At 69.1% G+C, this 25734-nt stretch carries 24 protein-coding genes and 3 pseudogenes; 13 read left to right on the top strand and 14 right to left on the bottom strand.

All coding sequences use genetic code 11. From position 1 onward, the window contains the following. The first annotated feature begins 57 nt into the window (after nucleotides 1-57). The 7 genes from I8N67_RS09780 to I8N67_RS09750 all read left to right on the top strand — a co-directional run bounded on the left by I8N67_RS09780 (nucleotide 58) and on the right by I8N67_RS09750 (nucleotide 4179). On the top strand, nucleotides 58-306 hold the full coding sequence (locus tag I8N67_RS09780) for a hypothetical protein (protein ID WP_200302218.1): 249 nt from the start codon (nucleotides 58-60) through the stop codon (nucleotides 304-306). A gap of 71 nt (nucleotides 307-377) precedes the next feature. Further along, nucleotides 378-1298, top strand: a complete 921-nt coding sequence (locus I8N67_RS09775) for an N-acetylmuramoyl-L-alanine amidase (RefSeq protein WP_200302217.1) — start codon at nucleotides 378-380, stop codon at nucleotides 1296-1298. Further along, nucleotides 1298-1669 (top strand): hypothetical protein, encoded by a 372-nt coding sequence (locus tag I8N67_RS09770; RefSeq protein ID WP_200302216.1) that lies wholly within the window; start codon nucleotides 1298-1300, stop codon nucleotides 1667-1669. The genes I8N67_RS09775 and I8N67_RS09770 overlap by 1 nt, the downstream gene beginning before the upstream one ends. Beyond that, nucleotides 1666-2004, top strand: a complete 339-nt coding sequence (locus I8N67_RS09765; RefSeq protein WP_200302215.1) for a hypothetical protein — start codon at nucleotides 1666-1668, stop codon at nucleotides 2002-2004. Before I8N67_RS09770 ends, I8N67_RS09765 begins: the two co-directional genes overlap by 4 nt. Nucleotides 2005-2146: 142 nt before the next feature. Further along, complete coding sequence (locus tag I8N67_RS09760; protein WP_200302214.1) at nucleotides 2147-3400, top strand: helix-turn-helix domain-containing protein; 1254 nt, start codon at nucleotides 2147-2149, stop codon at nucleotides 3398-3400. A 120-nt stretch (nucleotides 3401-3520) separates the two neighbouring features. Continuing rightward, on the top strand, nucleotides 3521-4024 hold the full coding sequence (locus I8N67_RS09755; protein ID WP_200302213.1) for a hypothetical protein: 504 nt from the start codon (nucleotides 3521-3523) through the stop codon (nucleotides 4022-4024). Further along, nucleotides 4021-4179, top strand: a complete 159-nt coding sequence (locus I8N67_RS09750; protein ID WP_200302212.1) for a hypothetical protein — start codon at nucleotides 4021-4023, stop codon at nucleotides 4177-4179. Before I8N67_RS09755 ends, I8N67_RS09750 begins: the two co-directional genes overlap by 4 nt. 94 nt (nucleotides 4180-4273) lie before the next feature. On the opposite strand, the gene I8N67_RS42455 is transcribed toward I8N67_RS09750, so the two are convergent. Beyond that, nucleotides 4274-4513, bottom strand: a complete 240-nt coding sequence (locus I8N67_RS42455) for a helix-turn-helix transcriptional regulator (protein WP_200302211.1) — start codon at nucleotides 4511-4513, stop codon at nucleotides 4274-4276. 509 nt (nucleotides 4514-5022) lie between these two features. On the opposite strand from I8N67_RS42455, the gene I8N67_RS09740 reads away from it, so the two are divergent. Both I8N67_RS09740 and I8N67_RS09735 read left to right on the top strand, forming a co-directional pair. Continuing rightward, the gene (locus I8N67_RS09740) at nucleotides 5023-5604 is read left to right on the top strand and encodes a TMEM165/GDT1 family protein (RefSeq protein ID WP_200302210.1); all 582 of its coding nucleotides are present in this window, start codon (nucleotides 5023-5025) and stop codon (nucleotides 5602-5604) included. Nucleotides 5605-5817: 213 nt separating this feature from the next. After that, nucleotides 5818-5976, top strand: a pseudogene (locus I8N67_RS09735) (HAD family hydrolase); the annotation flags it as partial. Nucleotides 5977-6106: 130 nt separating this feature from the next. Here the strand turns inward: I8N67_RS09735 and I8N67_RS09730 are convergent. From I8N67_RS09730 to I8N67_RS09685, 10 genes are all read right to left on the bottom strand, one after another. After that, nucleotides 6107-6340 carry a hypothetical protein gene (locus tag I8N67_RS09730; protein WP_200302209.1) on the bottom strand — a complete coding sequence of 78 codons (234 nt, stop codon included), beginning with the start codon at nucleotides 6338-6340 and terminating at the stop codon, nucleotides 6107-6109. A gap of 83 nt (nucleotides 6341-6423) precedes the next feature. Further along, nucleotides 6424-7356 (bottom strand): ornithine cyclodeaminase family protein, encoded by a 933-nt coding sequence (locus I8N67_RS09725; RefSeq protein ID WP_200302208.1) that lies wholly within the window; start codon nucleotides 7354-7356, stop codon nucleotides 6424-6426. Next, nucleotides 7353-8480: an aminotransferase class I/II-fold pyridoxal phosphate-dependent enzyme gene (locus I8N67_RS09720; protein WP_200302207.1), complete on the bottom strand. Its 1128-nt coding sequence runs from the start codon at nucleotides 8478-8480 to the stop codon at nucleotides 7353-7355. The genes I8N67_RS09725 and I8N67_RS09720 overlap by 4 nt, the downstream gene beginning before the upstream one ends. A gap of 46 nt (nucleotides 8481-8526) precedes the next feature. After that, nucleotides 8527-9516, bottom strand: coding sequence for an aldo/keto reductase family protein (locus tag I8N67_RS09715; protein WP_200302206.1), 990 nt, complete (start codon nucleotides 9514-9516; stop codon nucleotides 8527-8529). Continuing rightward, nucleotides 9513-11600 carry a molybdopterin-containing oxidoreductase family protein gene (locus I8N67_RS09710; protein WP_200302205.1) on the bottom strand — a complete coding sequence of 696 codons (2088 nt, stop codon included), beginning with the start codon at nucleotides 11598-11600 and terminating at the stop codon, nucleotides 9513-9515. Before I8N67_RS09710 ends, I8N67_RS09715 begins: the two co-directional genes overlap by 4 nt. Next, entirely contained in the window at nucleotides 11597-12514 is a 918-nt protein-coding gene (gene dapF, locus I8N67_RS09705) for a diaminopimelate epimerase (RefSeq protein ID WP_200302204.1), read from the bottom strand. Before dapF ends, I8N67_RS09710 begins: the two co-directional genes overlap by 4 nt. A 32-nt stretch (nucleotides 12515-12546) precedes the next feature. Next, nucleotides 12547-13248 carry a 2OG-Fe dioxygenase family protein gene (locus I8N67_RS09700; RefSeq protein ID WP_200302203.1) on the bottom strand — a complete coding sequence of 234 codons (702 nt, stop codon included), beginning with the start codon at nucleotides 13246-13248 and terminating at the stop codon, nucleotides 12547-12549. Nucleotides 13249-13275: 27 nt separating this feature from the next. Further along, complete coding sequence (locus tag I8N67_RS09695) at nucleotides 13276-14352, bottom strand: iron-containing redox enzyme family protein (protein WP_200302202.1); 1077 nt, start codon at nucleotides 14350-14352, stop codon at nucleotides 13276-13278. Between the two features lie 226 nt (nucleotides 14353-14578). Further along, on the bottom strand, nucleotides 14579-15592 hold the full coding sequence (locus I8N67_RS09690; RefSeq protein ID WP_200302201.1) for a DMT family transporter: 1014 nt from the start codon (nucleotides 15590-15592) through the stop codon (nucleotides 14579-14581). Between the two features lie 242 nt (nucleotides 15593-15834). Beyond that, nucleotides 15835-18810, bottom strand: a complete 2976-nt coding sequence (locus I8N67_RS09685) for a Tn3 family transposase (protein ID WP_200302200.1) — start codon at nucleotides 18808-18810, stop codon at nucleotides 15835-15837. A 255-nt stretch (nucleotides 18811-19065) separates the two neighbouring features. Between I8N67_RS09685 and I8N67_RS09680 the strand changes: the two are divergent. Continuing rightward, nucleotides 19066-19596, top strand: a pseudogene (locus I8N67_RS09680) (HAD-IA family hydrolase); the annotation flags it as partial. A gap of 295 nt (nucleotides 19597-19891) precedes the next feature. On the opposite strand, the gene I8N67_RS09675 reads toward I8N67_RS09680, so the two are convergent. Next, entirely contained in the window at nucleotides 19892-20215 is a 324-nt protein-coding gene (locus tag I8N67_RS09675) for an antibiotic biosynthesis monooxygenase family protein (RefSeq protein ID WP_200302198.1), read from the bottom strand. A gap of 176 nt (nucleotides 20216-20391) precedes the next feature. Between I8N67_RS09675 and I8N67_RS09670 the strand changes: the two genes are divergently transcribed. Then, entirely contained in the window at nucleotides 20392-20772 is a 381-nt protein-coding gene (locus I8N67_RS09670) for an antibiotic biosynthesis monooxygenase family protein (protein ID WP_200302197.1), read from the top strand. A 49-nt stretch (nucleotides 20773-20821) separates the two neighbouring features. On the opposite strand, the gene I8N67_RS42450 is transcribed toward I8N67_RS09670, so the two are convergent. Then, the gene (locus I8N67_RS42450) at nucleotides 20822-21643 is read right to left on the bottom strand and encodes a peptidoglycan-binding domain-containing protein (protein ID WP_307835191.1); all 822 of its coding nucleotides are present in this window, start codon (nucleotides 21641-21643) and stop codon (nucleotides 20822-20824) included. A 471-nt stretch (nucleotides 21644-22114) separates the two neighbouring features. Between I8N67_RS42450 and I8N67_RS09660 the strand changes: the two genes are divergently transcribed. After that, nucleotides 22115-24337 (top strand): MDR family MFS transporter, encoded by a 2223-nt coding sequence (locus I8N67_RS09660; RefSeq protein ID WP_234045384.1) that lies wholly within the window; start codon nucleotides 22115-22117, stop codon nucleotides 24335-24337. On the opposite strand, the gene I8N67_RS09655 is transcribed toward I8N67_RS09660, so the two are convergent. Further along, on the bottom strand, nucleotides 24318-24824 hold the full coding sequence (locus tag I8N67_RS09655; protein ID WP_200302340.1) for a GNAT family N-acetyltransferase: 507 nt from the start codon (nucleotides 24822-24824) through the stop codon (nucleotides 24318-24320). The two genes, I8N67_RS09660 and I8N67_RS09655, sit on opposite strands and share 20 nt — an antisense overlap. A 149-nt stretch (nucleotides 24825-24973) precedes the next feature. Here I8N67_RS09655 and I8N67_RS09650 point away from each other — a divergent pair. Then, nucleotides 24974-25734 (top strand): annotated as a pseudogene (locus tag I8N67_RS09650) (hypothetical protein).

The raw sequence follows: 25734 nt of genomic DNA, 5'->3' as shown, positions 1-25734 counted from the left end.
CGCCCGGCCCCGGAGCCACCCCTTGGCCCCGGGGCTTCTTCCCGCCCGGGAGGGCCCATGAGCTTCAGTCTCCACGCGGAGGGCCTGCTCGCCGACGTCGTCGAGCAGGTCACCGCCGCCGACAGGGGCGCAGACCCGCAGTTCGAGACGGTCCGCGCGTTCGTACTCGCCGAACTGGACGCCTGGCCCACCGCAGAGGGCGCACCGAACGGCGTCCTCCTCGACCTGGCCGGCCACCACGAGGCGACCAGCCGGAACGTGACGATCGTGATGCGGCCTATGCGGGTCAGCCCGCCCGAGGACTGACCGCCACCCAACCCACGCGCCCCGAGCCGTCTGGCCGGGGCGTTCCTCATGCCCCGGAAAGGGGGAAGCTCATGGCCACACCACCCACCGCTGCCACGTTCGCCGCGCTGCTGCGCGCCGAGGGTGTCACCGTCGTCGAGGTCGGTGACTGGGAGGACCACAACCGCAACCACATGGGGCCGTGGGGCCCCGTGCACGGGGTGATGTTCCACCACACGGTCACCTCCGGCAGCGCGCGTACGGTCGCGATGTGCCGCGACGGCTACGCCGGTTTGCCCGGGCCGCTGTGCCACGGCGTCATCACCAAGGACGGCCGTGTGTACCTGGTCGGCTACGGCCGCGCCAACCATGCGGGCCTGGGCGACGACGACGTCCTGCGGGCGGTCATCGCCGAGCGCGCGCTGCCGGCTGATGACGAGGCCAACACCGACGGCAACCGCCACTTCTACGGCTTCGAGTGCGAGAACCTCGGCGACGGCGAGGACCCGTGGCCGGCCGCCCAGCTGCTCGCGATCGAACGCGTCGCCGCGGCGGTCGTCCGGCATCACGGCTGGGGCGCGGCGTCGGCGTTCCGCCACCTCGACTGGCAGCCGGGCAAGGTCGACCCGAAGGGGATCAACTGGCCTGCGATGCAGAAGCGGGTCGCGTCCCGTCTCGGCTCGTCCGTGCCGGTCCCCTCGCCGCCGGCGCCGAGCACCCCGACCGTGAGCCTCGGCAAGCTCCGCGCGGCCGCGCGCAGCGACCCCCAGAAGGCCAGCACTCCGGTCTCGTACAAGGGCGTGATCACCGTCGAGGCCGCGCTCGTCGACCGCGGCCTCCTCGCCGCCCGCTACTCCGACGGCCACTGGGGCACCAAAACGACGCCGGCGTACGCGGCATGGCAGCGCTCCGAGGCGGGCGGCGGCTACACCGGCGCCGACGCCGACGGCATACCCGGACGTGACAGCCTGCGCCGCCTCGGACTGCAGGCCGGATTCAAGGTGGAGGACTGATGCAGATGCAGAACCTGTTCGTGAGCTTCATGCGGACGCTCGTGCCGATCGTGGCCGGCCTCGTACTCGGCGCGGCCGCGCGCATCGGCCTCGACCTCGACGACGCCACCACCGCGGCGTACGTCACCGCCGCGCTCACCGCTGGGTATTACGCGCTCTTCCGTGCCGTCGAGGAACTCGCCGAGCGGATGGCCTGGCAGCCGCTGCAGCTGCTCGCCGGGGTGCTGCTCGGCTGGGCGCGGCCGCCGCAGTACGTCCAGCCGGTGACCGCTCCGGTGCGGCTGCAGCTCGACAAGGCGGCCATGCGGCAGGACATCAGCGACTTCGTCCGCCGGCTCGACAGCGCCGCTCGCGACCGGGGCCCGAGATGAGTCAGGGCACCGGAGTGCCGGCGGTCGATGTCATCGTCATCTGGAGCGTGGCCGCCGTGGCGGTCGCGGGCCTGGCCGCGCTCGCGTGGCGCACGTTCCGGGGGGTGCGTCGGATCGTCGACCGGATGGACGACCTCGTCGACGACTGGCACGGTGTGCCTGAGCGGCCGGGTGTGCCCGGACGGTTGGGGGTGATGGCGCGCCTGCGTCAGATCGAGGTCCGTCTCACCTCCGTCGAGCATGAGCTGCAGCCCAACAGTGGGCGGTCGCTGAGGGACGCGGTCGACCGCGTCGACGCCCGCACACGGACCCTCACAGCCGACACCGACAACTGACGAGTGCCCCTGCACGGCCCTGACGGGTCGTACAGGGGGCCTTTCGTCATGTCCAGGCGGCCGTCAACACCACAACGGCCCCCGCAGGGCGGGGGCCGTGAGGCGTACCGTTCTGAGTACCACCACAGAACGGAGCACAAGTATGCCCGAGCCATCAGGCAGCCACGTACTCACCTTCGGCCAGCGCGTCCAGCGAGCCCGCGAACGTGGGGGTAAGAGCCGCCCCGTCGTGGCAGGCCTCATGGACCAATCCACGGAATGGGTCAAAGCAGTTGAGAAAGGCACGATCGGCATGCCTCGCCTGCCCAAACTTCTCCGACTGGCCCAAGTCCTGGGCGTCGAGGACATCGCCGAGCTCACCGGAGACGACCGCATCGCCGCTACCACCTACACAAAGGCCGTTCACGGCGACCTCCCCATCGTCAAGCGCGCCCTCACCACCTACCGGCTCACGCCCGCTGACCGCGAACCCGAGCCAGCCGACGTCCTTGCCGCCCGTGTCCGCGCGGCATGGAAGATGTGGCACGCAGGCGATACCGAACACCCCGTACGCCGCGACGTCGAGGGCCACCGGTCCCGCATCGCCAACTTGCTGCCGGCACTGCTCGCCGACACACAGCACGCTTCCCGCGCCCTCGATGGCACAGACCGCAGGCGCGCCCTCGTCGCCCTCGCCGAGTCCTACCACCTGGCCCAGCTCTTCCTCTCCTTCCAACCCGCGCCCGACCTAGTGGTCCTCACGGGTGACCGCGCCATGACTGTGGCCCAGGACGCCGACAGCCCACGCGCGATCGCCGGTGCCGCCTGGTACATGAACCACGTCCATAGGGACGCGGGGGAGGCGGCCGAGGCGCGCGTCGAACTTGCCGAGCAGGCCGCCGCACTCCTCAATGATCAGGAGGACCCGGAGCACATCGCCCGCCGTGGGGTTCTGTACCTCGCCGTCGCCCTGTCGTACGCGAAAACGGGCCAAGCCGGGGACGCGTGGCGGTACTGGGACAAGGCTGACGCTGAGGCCCGCCAGCTCGGCGACAGCTACGCCCACCCCTGGCTGATCTTTGGGCGAGGCATCGTCGACGGCTACGCCATTACCATCCACACCGACTTGATGCAGCCCGCGAAGGCGTTGCAGGTGGCTGAGTCTCTCGACCTGGGTCGGATCCCGTCCGCTACGAGGCGCGCGTACCACCTGATCGAGACAGCACGGGCGCACAACATGCTCGGCGAGAGCGTCGCGGCCGTGTCGCTGCTGGGCAAGGCGAAGGTGGAGTCACTGGAGACGATCCGCTTCAACCTGCACACCCGTTCGGTACTGCCGGAACTGGCCAAGTCTGGCCCGCGCATGGTGCGTCAGGACGCGCTAGATCTCGCGCGGCAACTCGGCGTGCCAGCATGATCATCTGAGGGGTAGGAACCCTACCCCTCAACAAGGGGGTAGGACTCCTACCCCCTGCGCCCGCCCGCCGCGCTTACGGTCGGTGATCTGACGATCACCGAACCGTGGAGCGTGGCAGTGATGAATCGGGCACTTCTCAACAGACTCATCACCGACTGGCTCGCCCGCGCCCACCCGCACCCCGACCGCGCCCGCGCCGAATGGTCGGACCGCGGCGTCGCGCTCCTTCCTATGGCCACGCGTTTCAGCGCCGTACGCCTCAGCAGCCAGCTCGTCCACGCGGCAGTCGGCACTCACGAGCCGAAGGCCCTCGCCGAGGAACTCGCTTTCCGCCTCGACGGGGCCGTCATCCACGACAGCTTCTCGGTCGGGCGCGCGTACTACGCGCTCGTCCACTGGCACGCTGGCCTCGTCTGGGACAACAACGACAACGACGCCCAGTGCCTCGGAGCGGACGCGTACCTCGGCGTCCCGCGCATAGAACGCGTCGCGCCCCCCGGAACCTATTGGCTGGTCCCTCCCCAATACGAGGGCGACTACTGCCGCCCCGAGGCCGTACGACGATTGGTCGAGCAAGGCCGTGCCGTATTGGCAGTCGACGACACAGTAGGGGCGGCATCATGATCTGCGGACGTTGCCAGGAGGCGATCAAGAAGCGCGAGCGCTACGAGTCGTTCGTCCCCGACTCTGCCTCAACGGCCGCGCCCACCGTGTACTACCACGCGTGGCTGTGCCCCCAGCCTCCGACCCAGACCGCCCCCATTTCCATACGCCGCTGAGTCTCCTGCCGTCGGTCAGCACCCCGGCCGCAGGATGCCGCCCCGTGCCGATGGGGCGGCCGGTGACCCGCCGCACGCCCCCGTCGGCGGCGGGTCACTGCACGAGATCAGACAGGGGTACGTCGAGGACGTATGCGATGCGGTGCAGTGTGGCGAATGTTGGGTTGCCGCTCCCGGCCTCAAGGGCCTGGAGGGTCCGACGGTCCACCCGGGCCGCGAGATACAGGTTCTCCTGGGTCAGGTTCTGGCGTATCCGCTCGGCCTGCACTCGCCTCCCGACAGCCCATTGCCGCTCGGCGAACCAGTTGTCATCGTCAGGTGGTAGATCGCGCACTCCGTAAACGCTTGACCGGCCACGATCTTCTGTCGGCGGAATATATTCGGCATTGTGTGATCTTGAAGAGCGGGGGTAGGGACGGAGCTATCCCCCTCCTCGAACGGCCCTCCCTGTCCTGCTGCCAGGCGGTAGGGATGGGCCGCGGCGCCCTCGGTCTCCGGACCGGGGGCGCTGTCCTTTGTGGGGCGGGGGTAGGCGAACGACCTCTCGCATCGGGCATGCATGCTGGATGCAGGCCGAGGGCCCACATATGTGTGTCTTAGTAAGATTCTCGCCGGACCGTCGACATACTGCTCAGCTCGTCTGAGCCGGCGCCCGGAGGCAGGTCCCGTGATTCGGGGCCCGCCAGCGAGACCTTCGGCAAGCAGTGCACCGTCCGTGCCGTTCGGCGCGGTCAGTCTTCCGTCCCGTACCGTTTCGGTGCGGGCGACCGTGTGCTGCCGTGCCGAGGTGTCGCGTCAGCGGATGGTTTCTCTCGGCGGGGTGGCCCGACCGATTGAGGAACCTTGATCAGCTTCAGTGTCACGGCGCTCGTCTTCGGCGTCGTCTTCCTCGCCGAACTCCCCGACAAGACCGCTCTCGCCGGTCTCGTGCTCGGCACCCGTTACCGCGCCTCGTACGTCTTCGCCGGTGTCGCCGCCGCCTTCGCCGTGCACGTCGCGCTCGCGGTCGCGGCGGGCAGCGTGCTCACGCTGCTGCCGCAGCAGATCGTGCACGCGCTGACGGGAGTGCTGTTCCTCGGCGGCGCGGCGGTGCTGCTCCTGAAGAAGGGCGAGGATGACGAGGAGATCCGCCGGCCCGAGAATCAGAGCTTCTGGAAGGTCTCGGGGGCGGGCTTCATGCTCATCCTGGTCGCCGAGTTCGGGGATCTGACACAGATCATGACGGCGAACCTCGCGGCCCGGTACGACGATCCGCTGTCCGTGGGCCTCGGGGCGGTCCTCGCCCTGTGGGCCGTGGCCGGACTCGGGATCGTCGGCGGCAGGGCGCTGATGAAGCGGGTGCCGCTGGACCTCATGACGCGGGTCGCCGCCGTGCTGATGACGGGGCTCGGTGTGTGGAGTCTGTGGGAGGCCGTGACGGGTTGAGGGAGAGGGGTGGCGGGCGACCCCCTTGTTTTGTATCGTAGAGAAACAAAGTGGCTCCCGCCCGCACTCCCTGACCGGTGGGCGGGGCCACCTTGTCCCTCCGGGGCTGCCCGGTTCCCTCCGGGGCCGCCCGTCCCTGGGCGCGGCTGCTCCTGGGTACGGCTGTTCGTGGCGCCCCTCCGGTTTCCCGTTCCCGCCCCTTGGAGCCTGCCGATGACGGCCGCCACCGTTCTGACCGCCCGCGCCCTCCTGCTGGACATGGACGGCACCCTCGTCAACTCCGACGCCGCCGTCGAACGCGTCTGGCGGCGCTGGGCCGAGCGGCACGGGCTGGACGGCACCGCCCTCATGAGCTGTTTTACAGGGCGAAAGAGGATCAGCTACTCGTGGTTTGTCACTCTGGGTAACTGCTTCTAGGGCCTTCCCGACCGCTTTGCCAGAGGGCGGTGGCGAGGCGATGACGCCGTACAGGGTGGTGCCCAGCTCAACTGCGTGTCCCCCATCACTTGGTGCTTCGGCCCGCATGCGCGCGGAAGACCCTGTCCTCATGCGGACCGTAAGCGAGGTCGAACACGACCAGGACGCCGGTGCGACGGTCCCGTCCCTCCTCCGCGTCTCGTAACTGGACATGGATACGGCGGTCACGGATGGTCCCGATGATCGCGGGGAGTACCGCGACTGCCAATACGGTCAGAGTGATCACGGTCTGGACGGCGGTGTCGAATGTGTTGTTCATGGCTCCCAGCCTGGTCATTGGCACGCCTCAGCGACAGCGCCAGGACTGTCACCTGGCATCAGATTCCGGCCATATTTGTGCGCTTATGAGAGCCCTTCGACGGCAGCTGCGGCCACAACCAGGTCCTGCCATGACATGCCCACGCTCTTGAAAAGCTTTGGCCTCTGGGGCATGACGTTCACGGCTCCGCGCACAAGCTCGGACAGGTTGCCAGCTATCGCCTCCGTACCGATGTCGCCGGAGCGCAGAGGAATCAGGATGTCGCCTGCCTCACTCAGCGCCGCGGTGCGCGCTTCGACAACGACTGTGGCCCGGGCGACGAATTCGGTGTCCACCTCTCGGGCCGTCGGTTCGTGAGATCCGATGGCTACGACGACTGTGTGGGATGCGACGGCTGCGGCCTGGAACAGCGGCGTACGCGATGTCGTGCAGCAGGCCACGATGTCGGCGGTCGCGACGGCTTCTGAGGGAACCGTCTCTGCGTCCAGATCGGCCTTCTGGCAGCGCTCGACCAGCTTCGCTGCCTGCTCTGGGCGACGCGCGACGACGCCGACCGAGGAGACGGGGCGCACGGCCCGGATTGCTTCCACGTGGCCCCATGCCTGCGGTCCGGCTCCGAAGAGGACGAGCCGTTCGGCATCCGGGACCGCCAGGTGGTCCACGGCGACGGCGGAAACCGCGGGGGTGCGCAGCAGGGTCAGGGCGGAGCCGTCGATCAGGGCTGTCGGGCGGAGCGTGGCTGCGTCCATCAGGAGGTAGGAGGCGATGATGCGTGGCTGCCCGCGGGCGGGGTTGCGGGGCGCGACTCCAGCGATCTTCACTCCGGTGTACGAGGATGTCGTGGAGGGCATCAGCAGCAGCTGGCCCGCGTCGACGTCGAGCACGGTGCGGGGGACGTCCGCTTCGGGGTCCAGCCCCGCGCGCAGGGCTTGTTGCACTGCCTGAATGGCTCGTGGCATGGGCAGGCGGCGCGCCAGTTCGCAGGCGTCGATCAGTGGCAGTGCTGTGGGGTTCACGCACTCAGTTCTTTCAGAACATGTGAGGCCTTTTCCAGAGCGGCTGCCAGCTGGGCCGGTTCCTGCCCGTAGGTGAACCGGAGGTGGTGCTCGGTTCCGAAGTGGGTCCCGGCGCCGACCAGCACGCCGCCGCGGGCGTGCAGTGCCTCGGCGACTTCGGTGCTGGGCAGGTCCAGGTGGTAGCGGACGAATGCCAGGGAGGTGGCCTGGGGCGGCACGGCCGACAGCAGTTGGTCGTGGGAGTCGATCCACTGCTGCATCTGGGTCCAGCTCTCGCGGAGGAAGCCGCGGTAGCGGTTCAGCAGTCGGGTGCGGGTGGTGGGGGTGAGCGCCAGTTCCGCGAGGGCCATTGCCGGCCCGGCTGCGGAGACGGTGGTGTATTCGTGTCGTTGGCGAAGCTGCGGTGTGAGCGTGGGTGGTGCGATCAGCCAGCCGAGACGCAGACCTGGCATGCCGAATGCCTTGGAGAGGCTGCCGACGCATACGACTCGGTCGTACCGCCCCCAGAAGGTGGGGCTGGCCTCGTCGGTGTGGAGTTCGGTGCCGCGGTGCACTTCGTCGGAGAGGATCCATGCGCCCGCACGGTCCGCGATGGAGACGATCGCTTGTATCTCCTCCTCGGTGAGGATGGTGCCGGCCGGGTTGTTGGGGGTCGTCACCGAGATGGCTCGGGTGTCCGGGCGGACCGCGTTTGCCAGCGCGGCGATGTCGGGTCGCCAGCCACGCTGCGGGTCCAGTGGGAAATCCTCGACGACGGCGCCCCGGTTGAGGGCGGCACCCCAGACTTGACGGTAGCCGGGTGACATAGTCACCACGTGGTCCCCGGGTTGGATGAGGGTCTCGACGGCGACTGTGTTGGCCTCTGCCGCCCCGACGGTGACGATGACCTCCGAGGCATGTTCCGTGCTGCCGGCGTGCCACTGCGCTATCTGCGCGCGCAGTTGGTCCGTGCCGCATGTCGGCGGGTAGCTCAGCTCGCTGTTGAGAAGTCGGCTCAGGGACTGCTCGTTGTCCACCAGGTCGCGCAGCCGGATCGGCCGGCAGCCGCTGTCGGCCAGGCTGTACGTGGCCGTGGCTCCCAGTCTCCCCTGCCATTCCAGCAGTTCGAACGGGGTGAAGGTCATGGATATTCCCCAGGGACTCGGTGGAATGAACGCATGGGAGGTGGCATTACTCGGCGCTGTCCACCTTGGCTGGATCACGTTCGATGACCGGGCCGAGGGCGGTGTCGATGCGACGCATCAGCGCCGGGTCGATACGGATGCCCGCAGCCTTTGCGCTGTCGCGTATCTGCTCCGGCCGGGAGGCGCCCACGATGGCCGAGGCGACGTTCGGGTTCTGCAGCGTCCAGGCGACAGCGAGCTGGGCCGGGGTCAGGCCCAGCTCCTGAGCGATGGGGGTGAGCTGCTGCACTCTCTCGAGCACTTCGTCGCGCAGGAAGGTCTTCACCCAGCCGGAGCCCACCTCGTCCGTGGCCCGCGATCCGGCGGGCGGAGGATGCCCGGGCAGGTACTTGCCGGTGAGTACGCCTTGAGCGAGAGGCGACCAGACGATCTGGCTGAGACCTTCCTGTTCACAGAGGGGTACGACCTCCTCCTCGATGACACGCCAGAGCATCGAGTACTGGGGCTGGTTGGACACGAACTGGTCCAGGCCCAGTTCGCCGGCGAGTTTCATGGCCCGTGCGATCTGGTCCGCGGTCCACTCCGAGACGCCGATGTAGAGGACCTTGCCTTGCCGGATGAGGTCGTCGAAGGTCTTGAGGGTCTCCTCGAGCGGTGTCCGGTGGTCGAAGCGATGTGCCTGGTACAGGTCGACGTAGTCGGTGCCCAGTCTCGACAGTGAGCCGTTGATGGCCTCGGTGATGTGTTTGCGGGACAGACCGCCGTCGTTCGGTCCGGGACCGGTCGGGAAGAACACCTTGGTGGAGATCACCAGGGACTCGCGACGCTGGCCTTTCAGCGCCTTGCCGAGTACGGCCTCGGCGGCTGTGCCCGCGTACACGTCGGCCGTGTCGAACGTGGTGATTCCGGCGTCCAGCGCGGCATGGACGCACTGGACGGCCTGGTCGTCGTTGATCTGGGCGCCGTGCGTGAGCCAGTTTCCGCAGGCGATCTCGCTGACCTGAAGTCCACTACGGCCCAGTTGTCTGAATTTCATGCGCAGTCCTCACTGCTGTCGTCCCCGCGCGGAGGCAGGGGTGTGATCCGCACGCGGTTGTCGTGGAAGACCGCTCCGCCGCCCATGTCCGCGTCCCGTTCGTCGACGGTGGCGTTCGGGCCGGAGCCGTCAGTCAGTTTGGGCCAGTGGCCCTTGGTCGTCATGGCGACTCCTGGGCGTACGACGTCGTCGATTCTGACCAGGGCCTCGAAGGCGCCTCGGCTGTTGGCCACTTGGACAGGGTCGCCGGTCACGATGCCGCTCGCCGCGGCGTCCTTCGGGTGCAGCACGACATACGGCGGGCCGGCCCGGCGGCGCAGCGCAGGCTTGTTTCCGAAGATGGTGTTGAGGAAGAAGTGGTTCGCCACGGAAAGGAGGACGAAGGGGAAAGACTCTGCCAGTTGGGTGTCACGGGTCTCCGTGGCCGGAACGTATCCGGCCACGGCGTCGAAGCCGTCTGCCCGGGCGGTCTCCGAGAGGAACTCGAGTTTCCCCGACGGGGTGGGGAAACCGTTCTCGAAGGGCACGTACCCCTTCGGGTAGGAGAGCCGCGCCCATCCTCTGTCGCGCAGTGTGTCCACGGTGATGCCGGCCAGGGACGGGTGCCGGGAGTCGAGGAGTTCGCCCGCCAGTTCTTCGTCGCTGGCGTACAGCGCCGGTTCCGTCAGCTTCATGGCCCGGGCCAGGCGCCGGAACGTCTCTGTGGTGGACAGGCACTCCCCGGGCGGGGCAACCGCCGGTTCGTTCCAGGTGATGTACAGATGGCCGTAGCCGTCGTGCACGTCCAGGTGCTCGGGCTGCATGGTGGCGGGCAACACGATGTCCGCGTAGTCGGCGGTGTCGGTCTGGAAGTGATCCATGACCACGGTGAAGAGGTCTTCCCGGACCAGGCCCTGGCGGATTCGGTTCTGATCAGGGGAACTGGCCAGAGGGTTGGCGCCGTAGACGATCAGTGCCTCGACGGGTGGATCGTCCGTCTCCAGCAGCCCTTCGGCCAACCGCGTCATGGACAGGCTCCGTACGGGACGGCTCAGCAGGTCGTCCCGGTAGAGGGCCTCACGGTTCCCGCCGAAGTATCCGTCGGTCGAGTAGAGCAGACCGCCGCCGGGTCGCCGCCAGTCGCCGGTCACGGCGGGCAGACAGGCGAGGGTTCGCAGGGCGGTGCCGCCCCCGGCGTGGCGCTGAATGCCCTGCGACACCCGGATGGCGGTGGGCCGACTGTTGGCGATGCGCCGTCCGAGCCGGACGATCTCCTCCTCGGTCACTCCCGTTTCCTGCGCCGTGAGACGCGGGCTGAACTCCAGCACTCTCTTCCGGAACTCCTCCCACCCCACGGTGTAGGTGTCCAGGTACTCCTGGTCCTCGGCACCCTCCTGGAGAACCACGTGCATGAGGCCCAGGGCGAGCGCCGCGTCCGTGCCCGGAAGGGGCGCGATGTGCTCGTCGGCCTGGGCCGCTGTGCGGCTGCGGATCGGGTCGATGACGACGACATGTGCACCGTCGCGCCGCGCGCGCTGGATCACCTTCCAGAGGTGGTGGTGGGTCGTGAGGGGATTGCTCCCCCACAGCAGGATCAGCCGGGAATGAACCAGATTCTCCGGATCGATCCCGGTGCTGGTGCCGAGTGTGTACTGGAGTCCGGCGAGACCGGCGATCGAGCAGATGGTCATGTCGTGGCGCGAAGCACCCAGTACGTTCCACAGCCTGCTGCCGGCCCGCCCCTGCAGCCCTTGGAGGAAGCCGAGGGTTCCGGTGCCCTGGTACGGCCAGATCGCCTCGCCACCATGGCGTTCGGTGGTCTCCGTCAACCGCCGCGCGATCTCGCCCAGGGCGCTGTCCCAGCTGATGCGTTCGAACCGGCCCTCGCCCTTGCGGCCGATGCGCCGCAGCGGGTGAAGCAGCCGGTCCGGCGCACGCGTGTGCTCCAGGAACTGGTTGACTTTCACGCACAGGGTGCCCCTGGTGTAGGGATGGTCCGGGGTGCCGCGCAGCGCGACGGCCTCACCGTCCCGGACCGTCACTTGCCAACTGCAGCCGTCCGGGCAGTCCAGCGGGCATGCCCCGGGGACTTGCGTGACACTCATGTGCCTCTCCTTCCAGACGGCTCCGGCACTGCGCGCCGATCAGCCAACTCCGTGCGCAGCGAAGGCGAAAGAACGCCCCGCATCACCTCCCGCGCGGTTCCGGTCAAGCTGACCCGGCCGTCCCGCGCCACGCTCACCTCGACTTCACCGCCGGGCATGCGGACTCTCACGTCCCGGCCGACGAAGCCGCGCGCGTACGCCACGGCCGCCGCGGCACACGCACCGCTCCCCGAAGCGGGTACCTGGCCGGCGGCCCGCTCCCAGACCACCGCATCCAACGTGTGGTCGTCGTTCACACGCACGAACTCCACGTTGGTGCCGTCGGGATAGCGGGAATGCCAGGCCAGAGCGGGACCCAGGCGCTGAGCCAGCTCCCTGTCGATCCGGTCCCTGAACACGACTGTGTGTGGAACGCCCAGGTGCAGGTCGGTGACGGTGACCGCCGCGTCCGGCCCCTCACCGGCAACAGAGAGAGCAACGCCACCGACGCCGACGCCGTTGTCTCCGTTGCCCTCCACGGAGGTGAACCGCGGCAGCCCCATGCCCACACGCACCAGGCCGTCAGCGAAGTCCACAATTCGGACCTCCGCATCGCCGCCTCGTGTCCGTACCGTGAACGGCTTGCCCCCACGCCACTGCTCGACGTGGTGCTCAGCGACGTACAGGGCGAACATGCGCAGTCCGTTGCCGCTCATCCCGCATTCGCTGCCGTCCGCGTTGAAGATGCGCAGCGACACGGGGGTGTCGGGCTTGGGGGGTTCCAGTGGCCCGAGAAGCAGCCCGTCCGCCCCTGCTCCGTAGTGCCGGTCGCAGAGCAAGCGGACGGCCTCGGGGGCGGGCTCGGGGGCGAGGACCGTGCCGCCGTATCGGGGGTCGACGACCAGGTAGTCGTTGCCCAGCGCCTGGTACTTCACGAAGTCGACCATGAGCTGCCCGCCGCGGCGGGTCAGTTCTTCGGGCTGTTGGCGAGGGCCGCCACGTCGTGCTCGTCGCCGTACCACTTGTCCTTCCAGCGGGAGAAGGCGATGATCACGATGTCCCGGTGGCCAGGCCCGCCGTCGGCGGAGGTCACGTCCGTGACGTCGTGCTGGAGTGCCTTGTCATCCAGAAGGACGGCCTGTCCGGCCGCCAGTGTGCCCGTCCAGAACGGCTCGTCGGCGCCCGGCTTCCACAGGCGGGTCTCGCTTCCGCCGACGTTGTTCCGCCGCAGCACGGCGATCATGACGTGCTCATGTCCGTCGTGGTGCACACCCTCCGGGGTCAGTGGTCCGGGGTGCTGGCCGTCGGCCCTGGTGCGGTTCTGGTGGACGTTGATCTGCCAGTCCTCACCGCGGTCCAGACCGATCGCATCCGCACCGAGTGTGATCATCGGGGTGAAGTCGGCAAGGATGGTCTCGTACGTACGGCGAATACCACCACCCACCTTGTTGAACTGCTTGTAGGTGGTGTAGTCACGCTGCGGCAGCTTCTCGTAGAGCCAGCCCTTGTCGCGTCCGGGTTCCGGCGTGAGCCGGTACTGGGCGAACCGTTTGAAACGCGTGCCGTTGCCCATGTACGGGTCGAGCGGGAGGTCTTCGTAGCTCTGGAGCATCTCCGGCGTGGCCGGAGGGAGAGCGATGATCGAGAATCCTTGCGGGCCGAGTGGCATGACGCGGAGCCTTTCCTGTCAGACCGGTCAGTGAGCGGCGAGATCGGGCATGCGTTCGTCGAGGTAGCGGGCGGAGGAGTTGAGCCGCCACAGTGTTCCTCGGGCGATCGCGCGCCGCATGCGCTCGGACTCGGCAGCCGGGACGACGACGTTGTGGAACCAGCCGGCCGCGTGCCGGGAGTCGATGGTGATGTGCAGCTTGTGGTACACGATGCCGACGTCGGGCAGTCCGAGGCGCTCCCAGGCGTGCACGACCTGCACGAAGCGGTCGGGCGCCAGCCACTCGGTCATTCCCAGGAATCCGACGGCTTCCGGGTACAGGTGCCGGTAGCGGCAAAGAAGCACGGCGAGATTTCCGGACAGAAGCGCGTTGGCGGTGAGTGACCGCTCCAGCTCTTCGGCGGGAATTTCGAAGACTCGGAAGATCTGGTTGAAGAGATGGGTGTGGACCTGTGACGGGTCCCCGTTTCCCATCTCGTCCCAGAAGTTTTCGGCTATCTCCATCTTCGCGGCGCCGCTGGTGCCGACCTGCATCATGGCGAGCAGATCATCGAATCGCCCGTCGACGACCGATTCCTGGATCACATAGTTCCGCAGGTCGTCTTCCGTTGCCTGGTTGCGGATGAACTCCCGGTAGTACGGGTGCTTGTAGACCCGGTGTTGACGGGCGAGTTTCTTCAGCCACGAGAGGAACGCGGAGGGTTCCGTCGGCGCGGCGTCGAGTATGCCGGGCTCCAGCATGGCGTCTTCGGTGGCCATGGTGGCCTGTTCGAGCAGCCGGAGTACCTCTTGAACGACCACGGAACCTTCGGCGGTGGGCGCCTCGGGGAGTTTCGTCGAGAGCCCGTAGATACGGGAGAGCAGCAGTTGCTGGCCGTAGAAGGCTCCCTGATCGCCGGTTGCGGACTGCGCGTTGAGTTCGCTGACCGCTTTGCGGAGATCCGCCCGCTCACCAGTGGTGAGTGAAGCGTCAAGATCTTGCGCGGACCGATTCAGCAGCGAGGATATTTCCTCAACCACCGGATAGACCTCCACGCCCGTTTTCTGATCGAGTAAGTGAACCCCTGTGCTCACACCGTCTCCTGTCGTATGCCGATTCTCCATGCCAGCGGCATGACCGCATGGCTACCTGCGGAACGCTAACTTCTTTGTCATTCAAGGAGCTACATCGCATCGAGAGGTTTGGCGTGACGAGAGGTCTTGACGCATCTGGTACAAGGATGCGTGCTCACTGAACGTGGATGGCGTGATGCGCATCATTCGCTACCGGTTGTAATGACGGGCGGCGGCCTCAACGGCCGCCGCCCGCCTTGTGCATGGTGCTTAGGCGTCAGTCCTTCGTCGGCATGGCCGGACGCGACATGCGCTGGCCGTGGTCAGCACCTGGGTCGGACGCCCTTCGGGAAGCCGCTCGGCCAACCCCCTCGTCGGCGGCGAGGAAGAGAACCGCGAACAGCAGCAGGGCCGTGCCGGTGAGGACGATCGCGTTGAGCCGCTCGCCGAAGACCAGCATGCCGATGACCGCCGCGGTGAGCGGCTCCACCAGGGCGACCACGGAGGCCGTGGTCGCCCGTACCGCGCCGAGGCCGACGAAGAACAACGTGTACGCCAGCGCCGTCGGCACAGCCCCCAGGTAGAAGATCAGGCCCAGGGTCCACGCCGGACGCTCCAAGTCGGGCAGCAAGCCCTCCAGCAGAGCCATCGGCAGAAGGCAGACCATGCCGACCGCGAAGCCGGTCACCGTGGACTCGAACGCGCCACCGGCGTTCTTCCGGCCGGAAAAACGGCCCAGCAGCGTCACGCCCGCGTACCCGGCGGCGGAGAGCAGCGCGTATCCGATGCCCAAGAGAGGAGCCGGGCCAGTACTCCCATCAGCGCCCCCCATCAGCAGCACCAAGCCGCCGACGCCACTCGCCACCGCGGCGGTTCCGGCGACGCCAGTGCGCTCGCCCAGCGTGAGCCGGGCTCCGACCGCGACCAGTACCGGACCCGAGCCCAAGGTCACCACCGTGGCCACGGTCAGCCCGGCCTGCTGCACGGAGGCGAAGTAAGCCGTCTGGTACACCGCCAGCCCGAAGCCTGTGATCAGTGCTCGCCGCGGGTTCGCCGCGAACGTTGCGCGCAGCGACAGCGCAGTCTCCGGCCGCCGGGACCGTCGGACCAGGTGAGCTGCCAGAAGCAGCCCGAGCCCGGTGAGGAACCGCCAGAAGGAAACGGAGATGGGGCCGATTCCGCCGACGTCGTACAGTTCGGCGGCCACTGCGCCGCCAGTGCCCCATGCTGTGGCCGCAATTGCGACGTAGAAGACACCCTGCCGGACGGGCAGGGCAGAAGAGGACTGCAACTGAGGTCTCCTCGATTGATTGCCATCACGATGTCTCCGTGGGCAACCCGCGCAGCCACCCCGGTAACCCCGGGATGGCTCTGCATGACTGCCCGCCTTAAGCGGCGGGCGGCGGAGGCGTCAGAAACAGTTGCATGTGATCACCCTACCCGGCAAAGGGCAGGCGTCCCAGCATGGACTGGGACCTGTCCACCGCTCGGGGACAGATCCCCTCGTGTGACCTGCGCGTTCTTCAAGCACCGTCAGAGGCCATCCGCAGGAAGGCGAAGCGCGCTGTCGTACGGGCCGGGCGGGATGTGGAGGGTGGCGGTGTCGTAGTCGCCGAAGCGCAGCACGTTGTCCCTGCGGTGCGGGCTGAGCGCCGCGATGTCGTCGGGGCTCAGCTCCCAGCCCTGCGCGGCCATCTGACGCAGTGTGTCGGTCATGTCGACGGTGGTGGAGAAGATGATGCTGTTGGCCATCAGGTCGAGGAACTTGACGGCTTTCTCCTGGAGTTCGGGATCGCGGGAGCGCAGGTAGCCGTCCCCGCCGAAGTGCAGCCACTTCGTGTACCCGTTGTATGCCTCGGCCTTGTTCGTGGCCCTGGTGATCTGTTCCCGCAGCTGTGGGTCCGACAGGTAGCGGAGCAGGACGATCGTCCGGACTGCGCGGCCGACCTCGCGGAAGACCCGGTAGATCTGGTTCTTGCGGGAGTGGTTGTTCAAGCGCCGCAGGAGGGTGACGGAGGACACGGTGCCTTCCCGTACCGACAGGCCGACCTGCATGAGGTCCTTCCAGCCGTTCTCGATGAGCTTCCAGTCGATGCAGGTGCGTGGGTCGGCGGAGAACAGCGCGTCGATATGCCGGTAGCGCACCTGGGGACCAGGGCGGTGGAAGGTGAGGTCCTGGAAGTTGCGTATCCGCGGCAGCAGGTCGATGCCGAGCAGGTGGGCGAGCCCGAAGACCGGGAAGGACTGGCCCTGGGTGTCGGCGTGTACGGTGTCCGGCTTGACCTCCGACTCGTTCGCAAGGAGCGCGTCGATGAGGTAGACGGCTTCCCACACCCCGCAGGGGATGAACCGGGAGAAGAGCGCAACGTAGGTGTCGGAGACGAGGTGGTGGGCGATCCCGCCGTAGCCGCCGTAGCGGATCGAGGTCTCGGCGAGGAGGTTGTCGATGACGGTGTCCATCATGGTGCCGTCCACCGCCGCCACCGACCCATCCCCCCACGCCGCCGTCAGGTCCAGGCCGGCGTGGGCGTTGACGACGTCGGCCCCGCACCGGTTGAGAACCGGGATGGTGAAGTGGCGTTTCGCGATCGCGCCGAGCTCGTGCGCGGCCACGCTGCCCCGCATGTGGCGCACCGCCTGGGCAGGGCCGAGCCCGGAACCGTAGACGAACGCGGTGGTCACGTAGCGCGGCAGGGGTTCCTTCAGCTTCGGCTCGCTGCCCGAGCGCGGGCCGGGCCGTTTCCACCAGTCCGTCCAGTGCGCCGCCCGCGCCAGATGTTCCAGCACACTGCGGGCGGGAAGCCGCTCGGAGAGAGCTTCTTCCAGCTTCTCCGCGGAGGCGGTGCGCTCGCCTGCTCTGCGTACGGCAAGGGAGGGGACGCCGGTGACCGGGTCGATGGTGAGGTCCTGGTTGTCCGGATACCCGGCGTCCACGGTCTCGGCGATCATGGTGAGCCGCTCGCGCAGCCGAACGGTGAACTCGCTCGCGGTGGCCGGGAAGCCGGCCTGCTCGCAGAAGCCCGCGAGCTTGGGCTCACACTGCTCCCACGGCAGGAGCATGCGCGTCCAGTCACCGTAGTCCTCGGCCCCGATCACGGCGACATCACCGCAACGCAGCTCCTCCACGAGACAGGCGAACACCATCGCCTCGAAATGGCGGCGCACCAGCATCCCCGGCTGTTCACGGGAGTAGACGGTCTTCAGCCACATCTTCGGCGCGAACGACAGGTCCAGCCGTACCAACTCCCCGTTCTCGTCCTTGCGGGTGGGATGCGTGTCCGCCACGAGGGGCCGGGTGAGGTGCTGATAGGCGAGGACGTGGTCCAGCGCATCCAGCACGCTGCGGTCGGTCGAGGTCGCGGTGAACGACAGACGGCGGGCGATCTTGAACATGGTCGGCCGGTCCGGCCTGAAGAAGCGCTCTACCAGTGCCGTGTAGTTACTGCCCCGGTAGGCATCCAGGGCCTCCAGCTCCGCCAGCTGGGCCTCGAACCCGCCCGCCGCCTCGATCGCAGCCCGGGCGTTCTTCAGCGCCAGCAGGTCATCCAGCGACGCCTCCCTCTCCCACGCGCCGGGAGCGGCCTCGCCGCTGCCGCGCAGGGCGGTCAGCACGTCCCGGAAGGTGGCCAGGAGCTGCTCGGTGGTCTCCTTCTGCCGCTTCTCGATCTCCAGCAGCTCTTCCTGGGCCCGCTTGAGGTGCCGGGACATGCGCTTGGAGAGCATCACCACGGTCTCGTCCCGCACCGCCGCCTGCACCTGCGCGAGCAGGCACACGGTCATCGCGGTGCGGCGGGGCTCGGCGATGTCCTTCATCTCGCCCACCGACAGCACCCTCGCCTGCTCGGCCAGCGCGGCCACCTTCGCCGGCGGTGTCTTCCCCACCCAGAAGACGGCATCCCCCAGCCCGTCCACCCTCTCCATCCGCTCCGCATGGGCCCTAAACCGTGACCACGTCGCCCGCCGGGCGGGCTGCTTGATCCACGCGAACAGGCTCTGGTACTCGCCCTCGACGACCTCCAGCATGCCCGCGACCCGCTCCCGCGCCGCGTCACTCATGCGCGCGACGATCGCCTCGCACTGCGAGGCTTCCACCTCGGAGCGGATACGGGCAGCCATCCGGTCCAGGGTGGAGAACGCCGGCAGCTCCAGCCGCTCCTTCTGCCGGACCAGCTCCTCCAGCGCCACGTTCACCAGGTCCGCGGTATGCGCCTTCACCGGCGCCGCCGCCCGCATCGCCGCCTCCGCGACCGCGCGGGCCTCGCCCGGCCTGTGCTTCAGCTCCAGGCGCTCACGTACGGCGGACCGGTAGCGCTCCTCGCTCCGCTCGGAGTCCGCCTCCGGCAGCGTCCCCACAGCGAGCCCCGCCTGATCGCGCACGTGAGCCACGACCACCTCGGGTATCTCCCCGAGCTTGGGGACGCGGCCCAGTCGTGCCGCGGACTTCAGCATCACCAACAGCGCCAAGACCCGGCCCGGGCGGTCATGCGTACGCTCACGTGCCCACGCCACCTCCCGCCGACGGCGTGAAGAACTCCCGCAACTCCCGTTCCGAGATCAGCCTCTTGAACCTCGGATACGCCGTCCGCTCCAGCGACGCCACACCAACCGCCCCACGCCCGACCGACTGACAGCGGCCACAATAAACGGCGACGATCCCGGTGGCGGTGCCAGGGCCAGATCACGGAGCGTACACACACTCACCGTATTTGATCATCACACTCTGCTATGAAGTGGCGGCTATTACGCGTATCTCCTCCGCCCACCATGAGGGTCGTGCACGGCCGCCAGGGGTACGCCACGTTGGCCGTCCTGCTGCCGGACCGGCCCGTGGAGCAGAACCACGCGGACAACGCGCGGATGCTCGCCGAGGAGACGGCTGACGTGGACGGCGTCGTCCCGATCCCCGGCGCGCCCGAGTTCCTCGCCTCCCTCGTCACCGGCGCCGTACCGCACGCCCTGGTGACCTCCGCCGACGTCGCGCTGTCCACGGCACGGATGGCCGCCGCCGGGCTGACGCTGCCCGAGGTACGCATCACCGCCGAGTCGGTCGGGGCGAGCAAGCCGGACCCCGAGGGCTTCCTGAAGGGCGCCGCCGAACTGGGCGTCCCGCCCGAGGAATGCGTCGTCTTCGAGGACTCCGGCGCCGGGATCGAGGCCGGTCGGGCCGCGGGGATGCGGGTGGTGGGGATCGGGGAGCGGGCGCGGCCGCATGGGCCGGATGTGGTGGTGCGTGACTTGACGGCGGTGCGGGTCGAGGTGGGCGAGGGCGGGCTGATCCGGGTGCGTGTCGGTTAGGGCGCGCGGAGAACTCGGGCCCGCGCTGGACGTCGTATCGGCCTGTTCCGGTCGCTGTATCGGCCCGCGTCGGACGTCGTTTCGGCTTGCTCCGGAGGCTGTATCGCTCCGCGCCGGCACTGAATCGGCCGGCTCCCGACGTCGAATCGCTCCGCGTCGGACGCCGTATCGCCCCGCGCCGGACGCCGTATCGCCCCGCGCCGGACGCTGAACCTCCCCGCCCGGACGATGAACCTCCCGGCCCGGCAGCGGTTTCGCTGCCGGGCCGGGGCGTTGTGCTCAGGGGTGGTGTTCGTCAGCCCTCGGACTTCGGGCCCGTCTGCTGGAGGACCTCGAAGGTCCAGACGGTCGAGCCGGAGGCCGCCGGCTTGGGGCGCTCGCCGCCACCCTGGTGCGCCTGCTTCATGGGGCCCTCCATCCACGCCTGGAAGGCGTCCTCGTCGCGCCAGCGGGTGTAGACGAGGTAGTTGTCGGTGCCGTCGACGGGACGCAGGAGCTCGAACCACTCGAAGCCGTCGGAGTTCTCGACCACACCGGCGCGGGAAGCGAACCGCTTCTCCAGCACCTCACGCTGCTCGGCGGGGACGGTCAGGACGTTGATTTTTACCACGCTGGGCACATGACACCTTTCAGGAACACAGGCCGGGCGCTGCACCTGGCCTTGACCACGTGGGAGCAGTCTCCTACATGCGGGTGGTCAGGAGCCCGATCCCCTATGTGTCCCGCTCGGGCACGCTTGGGCACGTTCGGGAAAGACGCTGGATCATCGGGCGCGTCCCGCCTTACCGTGACGCCATGAGCAATGACTCGGAAGCTCCTGTCGCGCCCGTCGAGGCCTACGAACCCCCCTACTACATGGCCGTCTTCACCACGGTGCGAACCCAGAACCAAAGCGGCTACAGCGAGACCAACGCACGCATGGAAGACCTGGTGAAGGACATCCCCGGGTACTTGGGAATGGACCACGCGCAGACTCCTGGCGGGCTGGGCATCACCGTCAGCTACTTCCGCGACGCCGACGCCCTCACGGAGTGGCGGACCAACGCCGAGCACCGCACGGCGCAGAAGCGCGGGCAAGCCGAGTGGTACCAGAGCTACACGCTGCGTGTGGCGAAAGTGGAGCGGAGCAGCGGGTTCACGCGAGAGCGGGCCCCGCAGCCCCCGACAGCAGGCTGACCGAACACGCGGCCTGCCACGGGTCTACCCCGCCCGGCCGCCTCGCCCGTCACGGCTCCTTCGTCTCGGACTCCAGCCGCTCCCGGGTCACCGGACCGTAGACGCCCGGTTCCTCCTGGCCCTTCGTGATGTTGCGGGACTCCTGGTACGCGCAGACGGCCAGCTCGACCTGGCTGTTGTAGTTCTCGTCGATGTCGCCGTTGTAGAAGTCCAACTGGCGCAGCCGAAGCTGGAGTTCGGTGACCTCGGGGTCGTCGTCGCCCGCGCGGAGCGTCTTGGGGACGACGAGTCGGCTGTCCGACTCCTCCGAGCCGGCGGCCGACGAGCCGCCGGAGGCACTGGCGCTGGGTGAGCTCCGCGTCGGGTCGGGTGACGCCGACGGCGAGGCGGACGATCGCGTGGGCGAAGGTGAGGAGGACGGGGTCGGCGTGGGGCTCGGCGGCGGGGCCTCGCCCGTCGGGGCCGGTGCGGGCGCCCCGGCCGCGTCCTCCTCGGACGGCTCCACCGGCGACGCGTCCCCGTCGGCGGACGTGTCCGGCGCGCTCGCCCGCAGGTCGTCCGGCAGGGCGCCGTCCCGCTCGGGGGCGTCGTAGGAGAACAGCCCGCTCATGAATCCGGCGGCGGCCATCACTCCCGCGGCGGCCGTCCCCGCGAGGGCCACGATGATCCCCGTACGACGGCGGCGCCGACGCCGGTCGCGCCTCGCCGAGGAGGCGGGGGAGGGGGAGGGGGAGGAGGCGAAGGCATCGTCCTCGAAGGGCGCGAGGACCGTCGTCGTGGCCCCCGCGGGCCCCCCAGCTCCCGAGGCCCGTGCGGCCCCTGTGGCCTCTGCGGCCGGCGAGGGTGACCGCTGTGTCCGGAACGGGTCCACCCGCTCCTGCTGAATCGTTAAAGCATCATGCTTGTCGTGCCCGCCCCGGGCTCCGTCCCCGCCCCCGTCCCCGCCCAGCTCCACATAGGGCCGTATCCGAAGAGGGTCGAAGTCCTCCGCTGCCGCCGCCTCGGCCGTACGGACTTCGAGAAGGGCCTCGGACGCGCGGCGGCCGCACGCGCAGGACGGCGTGCCGTCCGAGGCCCTGGGTGTGGAGCACTCCGGACATATGTGACTGGTCGGTTCACTCATGTGTCGTTCCTCCCCGCGAAGACTCCAGAGTTTAAGCAAACGGTCGCCACAGAATCTCCCTGGCGCCCCGGGAATCACGGGTTCCGGAACGGCTCGACAGGCCATAACCGGTCACACCGATCACGATGGAACGGAGAGTGGAGGAAGGGGAGGAATGGGAAGCGAGGAAGAGGAGACTGGGGACGCTGTACGAGACCCTCGGACCCTCGGGAGGTCTGCATGACCGACGACACGACCGACGACCCGACCGACACCCCGACTGGCGACCCGACCGACGGCACGGCCGAAAACGGCACCGGCGGCGCGACCAGCGGCCGCACCGCCGCCGACACCCCCGCCTCCACGCCCCCGCTCGGCCGCCCCCGCCGCCACGACACCCCTGCCGGCGAGCGCGTACCCGGTGGCGTGATGGTCCCCATCGGGGCCCTGCTGCTCGGGATGCTGCTGGCGGCGCTCGACCAGACGATCGTGTCGACGGCGCTGCCGACGATCGTGAGCGATCTCGGCGGGCTGGAGCACCTGTCGTGGGTGGTCACGGCGTACATGCTGGCCGCGACGGCGGCGACGCCGCTGTGGGGGAAGCTGGGGGACCAGTACGGCCGGAAGAGGCTGTTCCAGACGGCGATCGTGATTTTTCTCATCGGGTCGGCGCTGTGCGGAACGGCGCAGGACATGCCCCAGTTGATCGGGTTCCGGGCGCTTCAGGGCCTCGGCGGCGGCGGGTTGATGGTGCTGTCGATGGCGATCGTCGGGGATCTGGTCCCGCCGCGTGAACGCGGGCGCTACCAGGGCCTGTTCGGCGCGGTCTTCGGCGCGACGAGTGTGCTCGGGCCGCTGCTCGGCGGGCTGTTCACCGAGCATCTGAGCTGGCGCTGGGTGTTCTACGTCAACCTGCCGGTCGGAGCGGTGGCGTTGATCGTCATCGCCACCGCGCTGCGCATCCCGCGCCGGACCGAGCGGCACGTCATCGACTACCTCGGCACCTTCCTCATCGCCTCCGTCGCCACCTGTCTGGTCCTGGTCGCCTCCCTCGGCGGCACCACCTGGGACTGGGACTCGCCGCAGATCATCGGCCTCGCCGTGCTGGGCGTGCTGCTCGCCGCCGTCTTCGTGGCCGTCGAACGGCGGGCGGCCGAACCCGTCCTCCCCCTCAAGCTCTTCCGGGTCCGCACCTTCACCCTCTCCGCCGTCATCAGCTTCGTTGTCGGCTTCGCGATGTTCGGCGCCCTGACCTACATGCCGACGTTCCTCCAGGTCGTGCACGGTGTGTCGCCGACCATGTCCGGTGTGCACATGCTGCCCATGGTGGGCGGGCTGCTGCTGTCCTCGACCGTCTCCGGACAGATCGTCAGCCGTACGGGCCGCTGGAAGGTGTTCCCCGTCGCCGGTACGGCCGTCACCACGCTCGGGCTGCTGCTCCTGCACCAGCTCGACGCGGACAGCTCCACCGGCGAGCTGAGCGCGTACCTCTTCGTCTTCGGGCTCGGCCTCGGCCTGGTCATGCAGGTCCTCGTCCTGATCGTGCAGAACGCCGTCCCGTACGAGGATCTGGGCGTCGCCACCTCAGGTGCGACCTTCTTCCGGTCCATCGGCGCCTCGTTCGGCGTGGCCGTCTTCGGTACGGTCTTCGCCGGGCACCTCGGCGACAAGCTCACCGACGCGCTGAGCGGGGTCCGGCTCCCCTCCGGCGTCAGTGTGGACGGGCTGAAGGCGGACCCGCGCGAGATCGCCGACCTGCCTGGCGCGCTACGGCCGCCCGTCCTCGACGCCTACGCCTCCGCCATCACCGACGTCTTCGTCTACGCGGCCCCGGTCGCCCTCCTCGGCTTCGTCCTCGCCTGGTTCCTGCGCGAGGACCGGCTGCGGGCGTCCGTGACGGCGCCCGACGCCACGGAGACGCTCGCCACCGTGCCCGTCGAGCGGTCGTCGTACGACGAGGTGTGCCGGGCGCTGTCCCTGCTCGGCTCCCGGGAGGGCCGGCGCGAGATCTACCGGAAGATCACCGCACGGGCCGGCTACGACCTGCTGCCCGCCGCGAGCTGGCTGCTGCTGCGGATCAGGAAGTACGGCTGGGCCGAGCCCGCCGTGCTCGCGGAGAGCAGTGCCGTCCCCCTCGACGTGATCATGGCCGCGACCCGGCAGGTCGAGGAGCGCCGCCTCGCCCGCCGCGAAGGCATCGACCTCGTCCTCACCGCCACCGGACACGAGGCGGCCGAGCGGCTCGCCAAGGCCCGCGAGGACTCCCTCGCCGAACTCCTCGGCGACTGGTGGGGCCCGGACCGGCCCACCGACCTCGTCCGCCTCGTCGAGGAACTCAACGCCGAACTCTGCGGCTCGGACGGGGAACGCCCGCACGTCGAGGGCGCGATCACGCGTCGCACGTCCGCCACGACCACGGCTGAGTCCGGGACGGAAGCCGGGTCTACGTCAGTTTCTTCGTGAACCAGTGGTCCGCGTACTCCTCGGTGTTGTGCGGTGCGCTCTCCTCGTAGCCGAGCCGGGAGTACAGCGCGCGTGCCTCCACCAGGTCGCCGCGGGTGTCGAGGACGATCCGCTCCGCGCCGAGCGTCCGGGCCGCGTCCTCGGCCGCCGCCACGAGCAGCGCGGCACCGCCCCTGCCCCGGGCCTCCTTCAGCAGGAACACCCGCTTCAGCTCGGCCGTGGCGGCGTCCATCAGCCGTACCCCCGCCGTGCCGACCGGCTCCCCCTCGTACCGCGCCACCAGCAGTACCCCGCCCGGCGGCGCGAGGTACTCCCCGGTGTCCGCCGCGACCTCACGCGCCAGCTCGTCCGGGTCCGTGACATGCCCCTCGTGCAGCAGATACCAGCGGTCGCTGACCTCCGTGTAGTACGCCCGCCAGAGCACGGCGGCGGCGGGGGAGTCGTGGGGCTCGGGGGCCAGGGACCAAGCGGTCGTCGTACGGGGCATGGTGGTCATTGTCCGGAGTGGACGCCGGTCGCCCGCAAGCGAATTACGGTCCGGGACGCTTGCCGTTTGAACCGAGGTGTTCGGGCAACCCGTGCGACAGGCGGCCCGTTGGGGCGAGAAGCCCGGGCCGAGGACTCTGGAAGGCATTCATGTCCACAGGCTTGATCATCGCTTTGATCGTGATCGTGGCGGTCGTGGTCGTCGTGGCGGCCGTCCTGACCTGGCGTGCCCGAGGCGCTGCGGCGGGCGGCGGATCGCTGAAGCGGCGTTTCGGACCCGAGTACGACCGGACCGTGACCCGGCACGACGGCGACGAGCGGGCCGCCGCCCGCGAGCTCGCCGTGGGGGTCCCCCCACGCCCTTCAGGCAGTGGGGGAGGGTGAAACGGCACGGCTCGCTGGAGAAGCGGCCGCTGCCGGGCGCGGAGCGCGAACGGTACGAGTCCCGCTGGGCGGCCGCCCAGGAACGCTTCGTCGACTCGCCGCGCCAGGCGGTCGCCGAGGCGGACCGGCTGCTCACCGAGGTGGCCGGCGCGCGCGGCTTCGCGGACGGCGGCGGCTACGAGACCCAGCTGGAGGCGCTCTCCGTGCACCACGCGCACCACGTGCAGGGCTACCGCCGGGTGCACCGCGCGGCACACGCCTCCGGCACCACCGCCGAGGGCCGCGCGGGCGCCGGCACCGCCCCCGGCACGGCCACCGGAACCGAGGAACTGCGCGAGGCCATGATCGAGGCCCGCGCCCTGTTCGAGGACCTGGTGACACCCGACCGCCGGGACGCGCGGGCGGACCGTGACGGTACGGCCACCGAGGGCCGCCGCCACGCACCCGCCGCCCGCTCCAACGGCGGCCGGTCCCACCGGGCCCATCTGCCGTCGGTGCTCACCAGGCGCCACGCGAAGGGGAGTTGA

It is taken from the genome of Streptomyces adelaidensis, assembly GCF_016598475.1.
GTDB lineage: Bacteria > Actinomycetota > Actinomycetes > Streptomycetales > Streptomycetaceae > Streptomyces > Streptomyces adelaidensis.
Note: the sequence above shows the minus strand (reverse complement) of the source record. Positions and strands in the feature narration are given on the sequence as shown.

Excerpts from the sequence above, each read along its gene's own strand:
- I8N67_RS09780 (WP_200302218.1), top strand. The coding sequence starts at position 58 with ATGAGCTTCAGTCTCCACGCGGAGGGCCTGCTCGCCGACGTCGTCGAG.
- I8N67_RS09775 (WP_200302217.1), top strand. The coding sequence starts at position 378 with ATGGCCACACCACCCACCGCTGCCACGTTCGCCGCGCTGCTGCGCGCC.
- I8N67_RS09770 (WP_200302216.1), top strand. The coding sequence starts at position 1,298 with ATGCAGATGCAGAACCTGTTCGTGAGCTTCATGCGGACGCTCGTGCCG.
- I8N67_RS09765 (WP_200302215.1), top strand. The coding sequence starts at position 1,666 with ATGAGTCAGGGCACCGGAGTGCCGGCGGTCGATGTCATCGTCATCTGG.
- I8N67_RS09760 (WP_200302214.1), top strand. The coding sequence starts at position 2,147 with ATGCCCGAGCCATCAGGCAGCCACGTACTCACCTTCGGCCAGCGCGTC.
- I8N67_RS09755 (WP_200302213.1), top strand. The coding sequence starts at position 3,521 with ATGAATCGGGCACTTCTCAACAGACTCATCACCGACTGGCTCGCCCGC.
- I8N67_RS09750 (WP_200302212.1), top strand. The coding sequence starts at position 4,021 with ATGATCTGCGGACGTTGCCAGGAGGCGATCAAGAAGCGCGAGCGCTAC.
- I8N67_RS09730 (WP_200302209.1), bottom strand. The coding sequence starts at position 6,340 with ATGAACAACACATTCGACACCGCCGTCCAGACCGTGATCACTCTGACC.
- I8N67_RS09720 (WP_200302207.1), bottom strand. The coding sequence starts at position 8,480 with ATGACCTTCACCCCGTTCGAACTGCTGGAATGGCAGGGGAGACTGGGA.
- I8N67_RS09715 (WP_200302206.1), bottom strand. The coding sequence starts at position 9,516 with ATGAAATTCAGACAACTGGGCCGTAGTGGACTTCAGGTCAGCGAGATC.
- I8N67_RS09710 (WP_200302205.1), bottom strand. The coding sequence starts at position 11,600 with ATGAGTGTCACGCAAGTCCCCGGGGCATGCCCGCTGGACTGCCCGGAC.
- I8N67_RS09700 (WP_200302203.1), bottom strand. The coding sequence starts at position 13,248 with ATGCCACTCGGCCCGCAAGGATTCTCGATCATCGCTCTCCCTCCGGCC.
- I8N67_RS09695 (WP_200302202.1), bottom strand. The coding sequence starts at position 14,352 with ATGGAGAATCGGCATACGACAGGAGACGGTGTGAGCACAGGGGTTCAC.
- I8N67_RS09670 (WP_200302197.1), top strand. The coding sequence starts at position 20,392 with ATGAGCAATGACTCGGAAGCTCCTGTCGCGCCCGTCGAGGCCTACGAA.
- I8N67_RS09660 (WP_234045384.1), top strand. The coding sequence starts at position 22,115 with ATGACCGACGACACGACCGACGACCCGACCGACACCCCGACTGGCGAC.
- I8N67_RS09655 (WP_200302340.1), bottom strand. The coding sequence starts at position 24,824 with ATGCCCCGTACGACGACCGCTTGGTCCCTGGCCCCCGAGCCCCACGAC.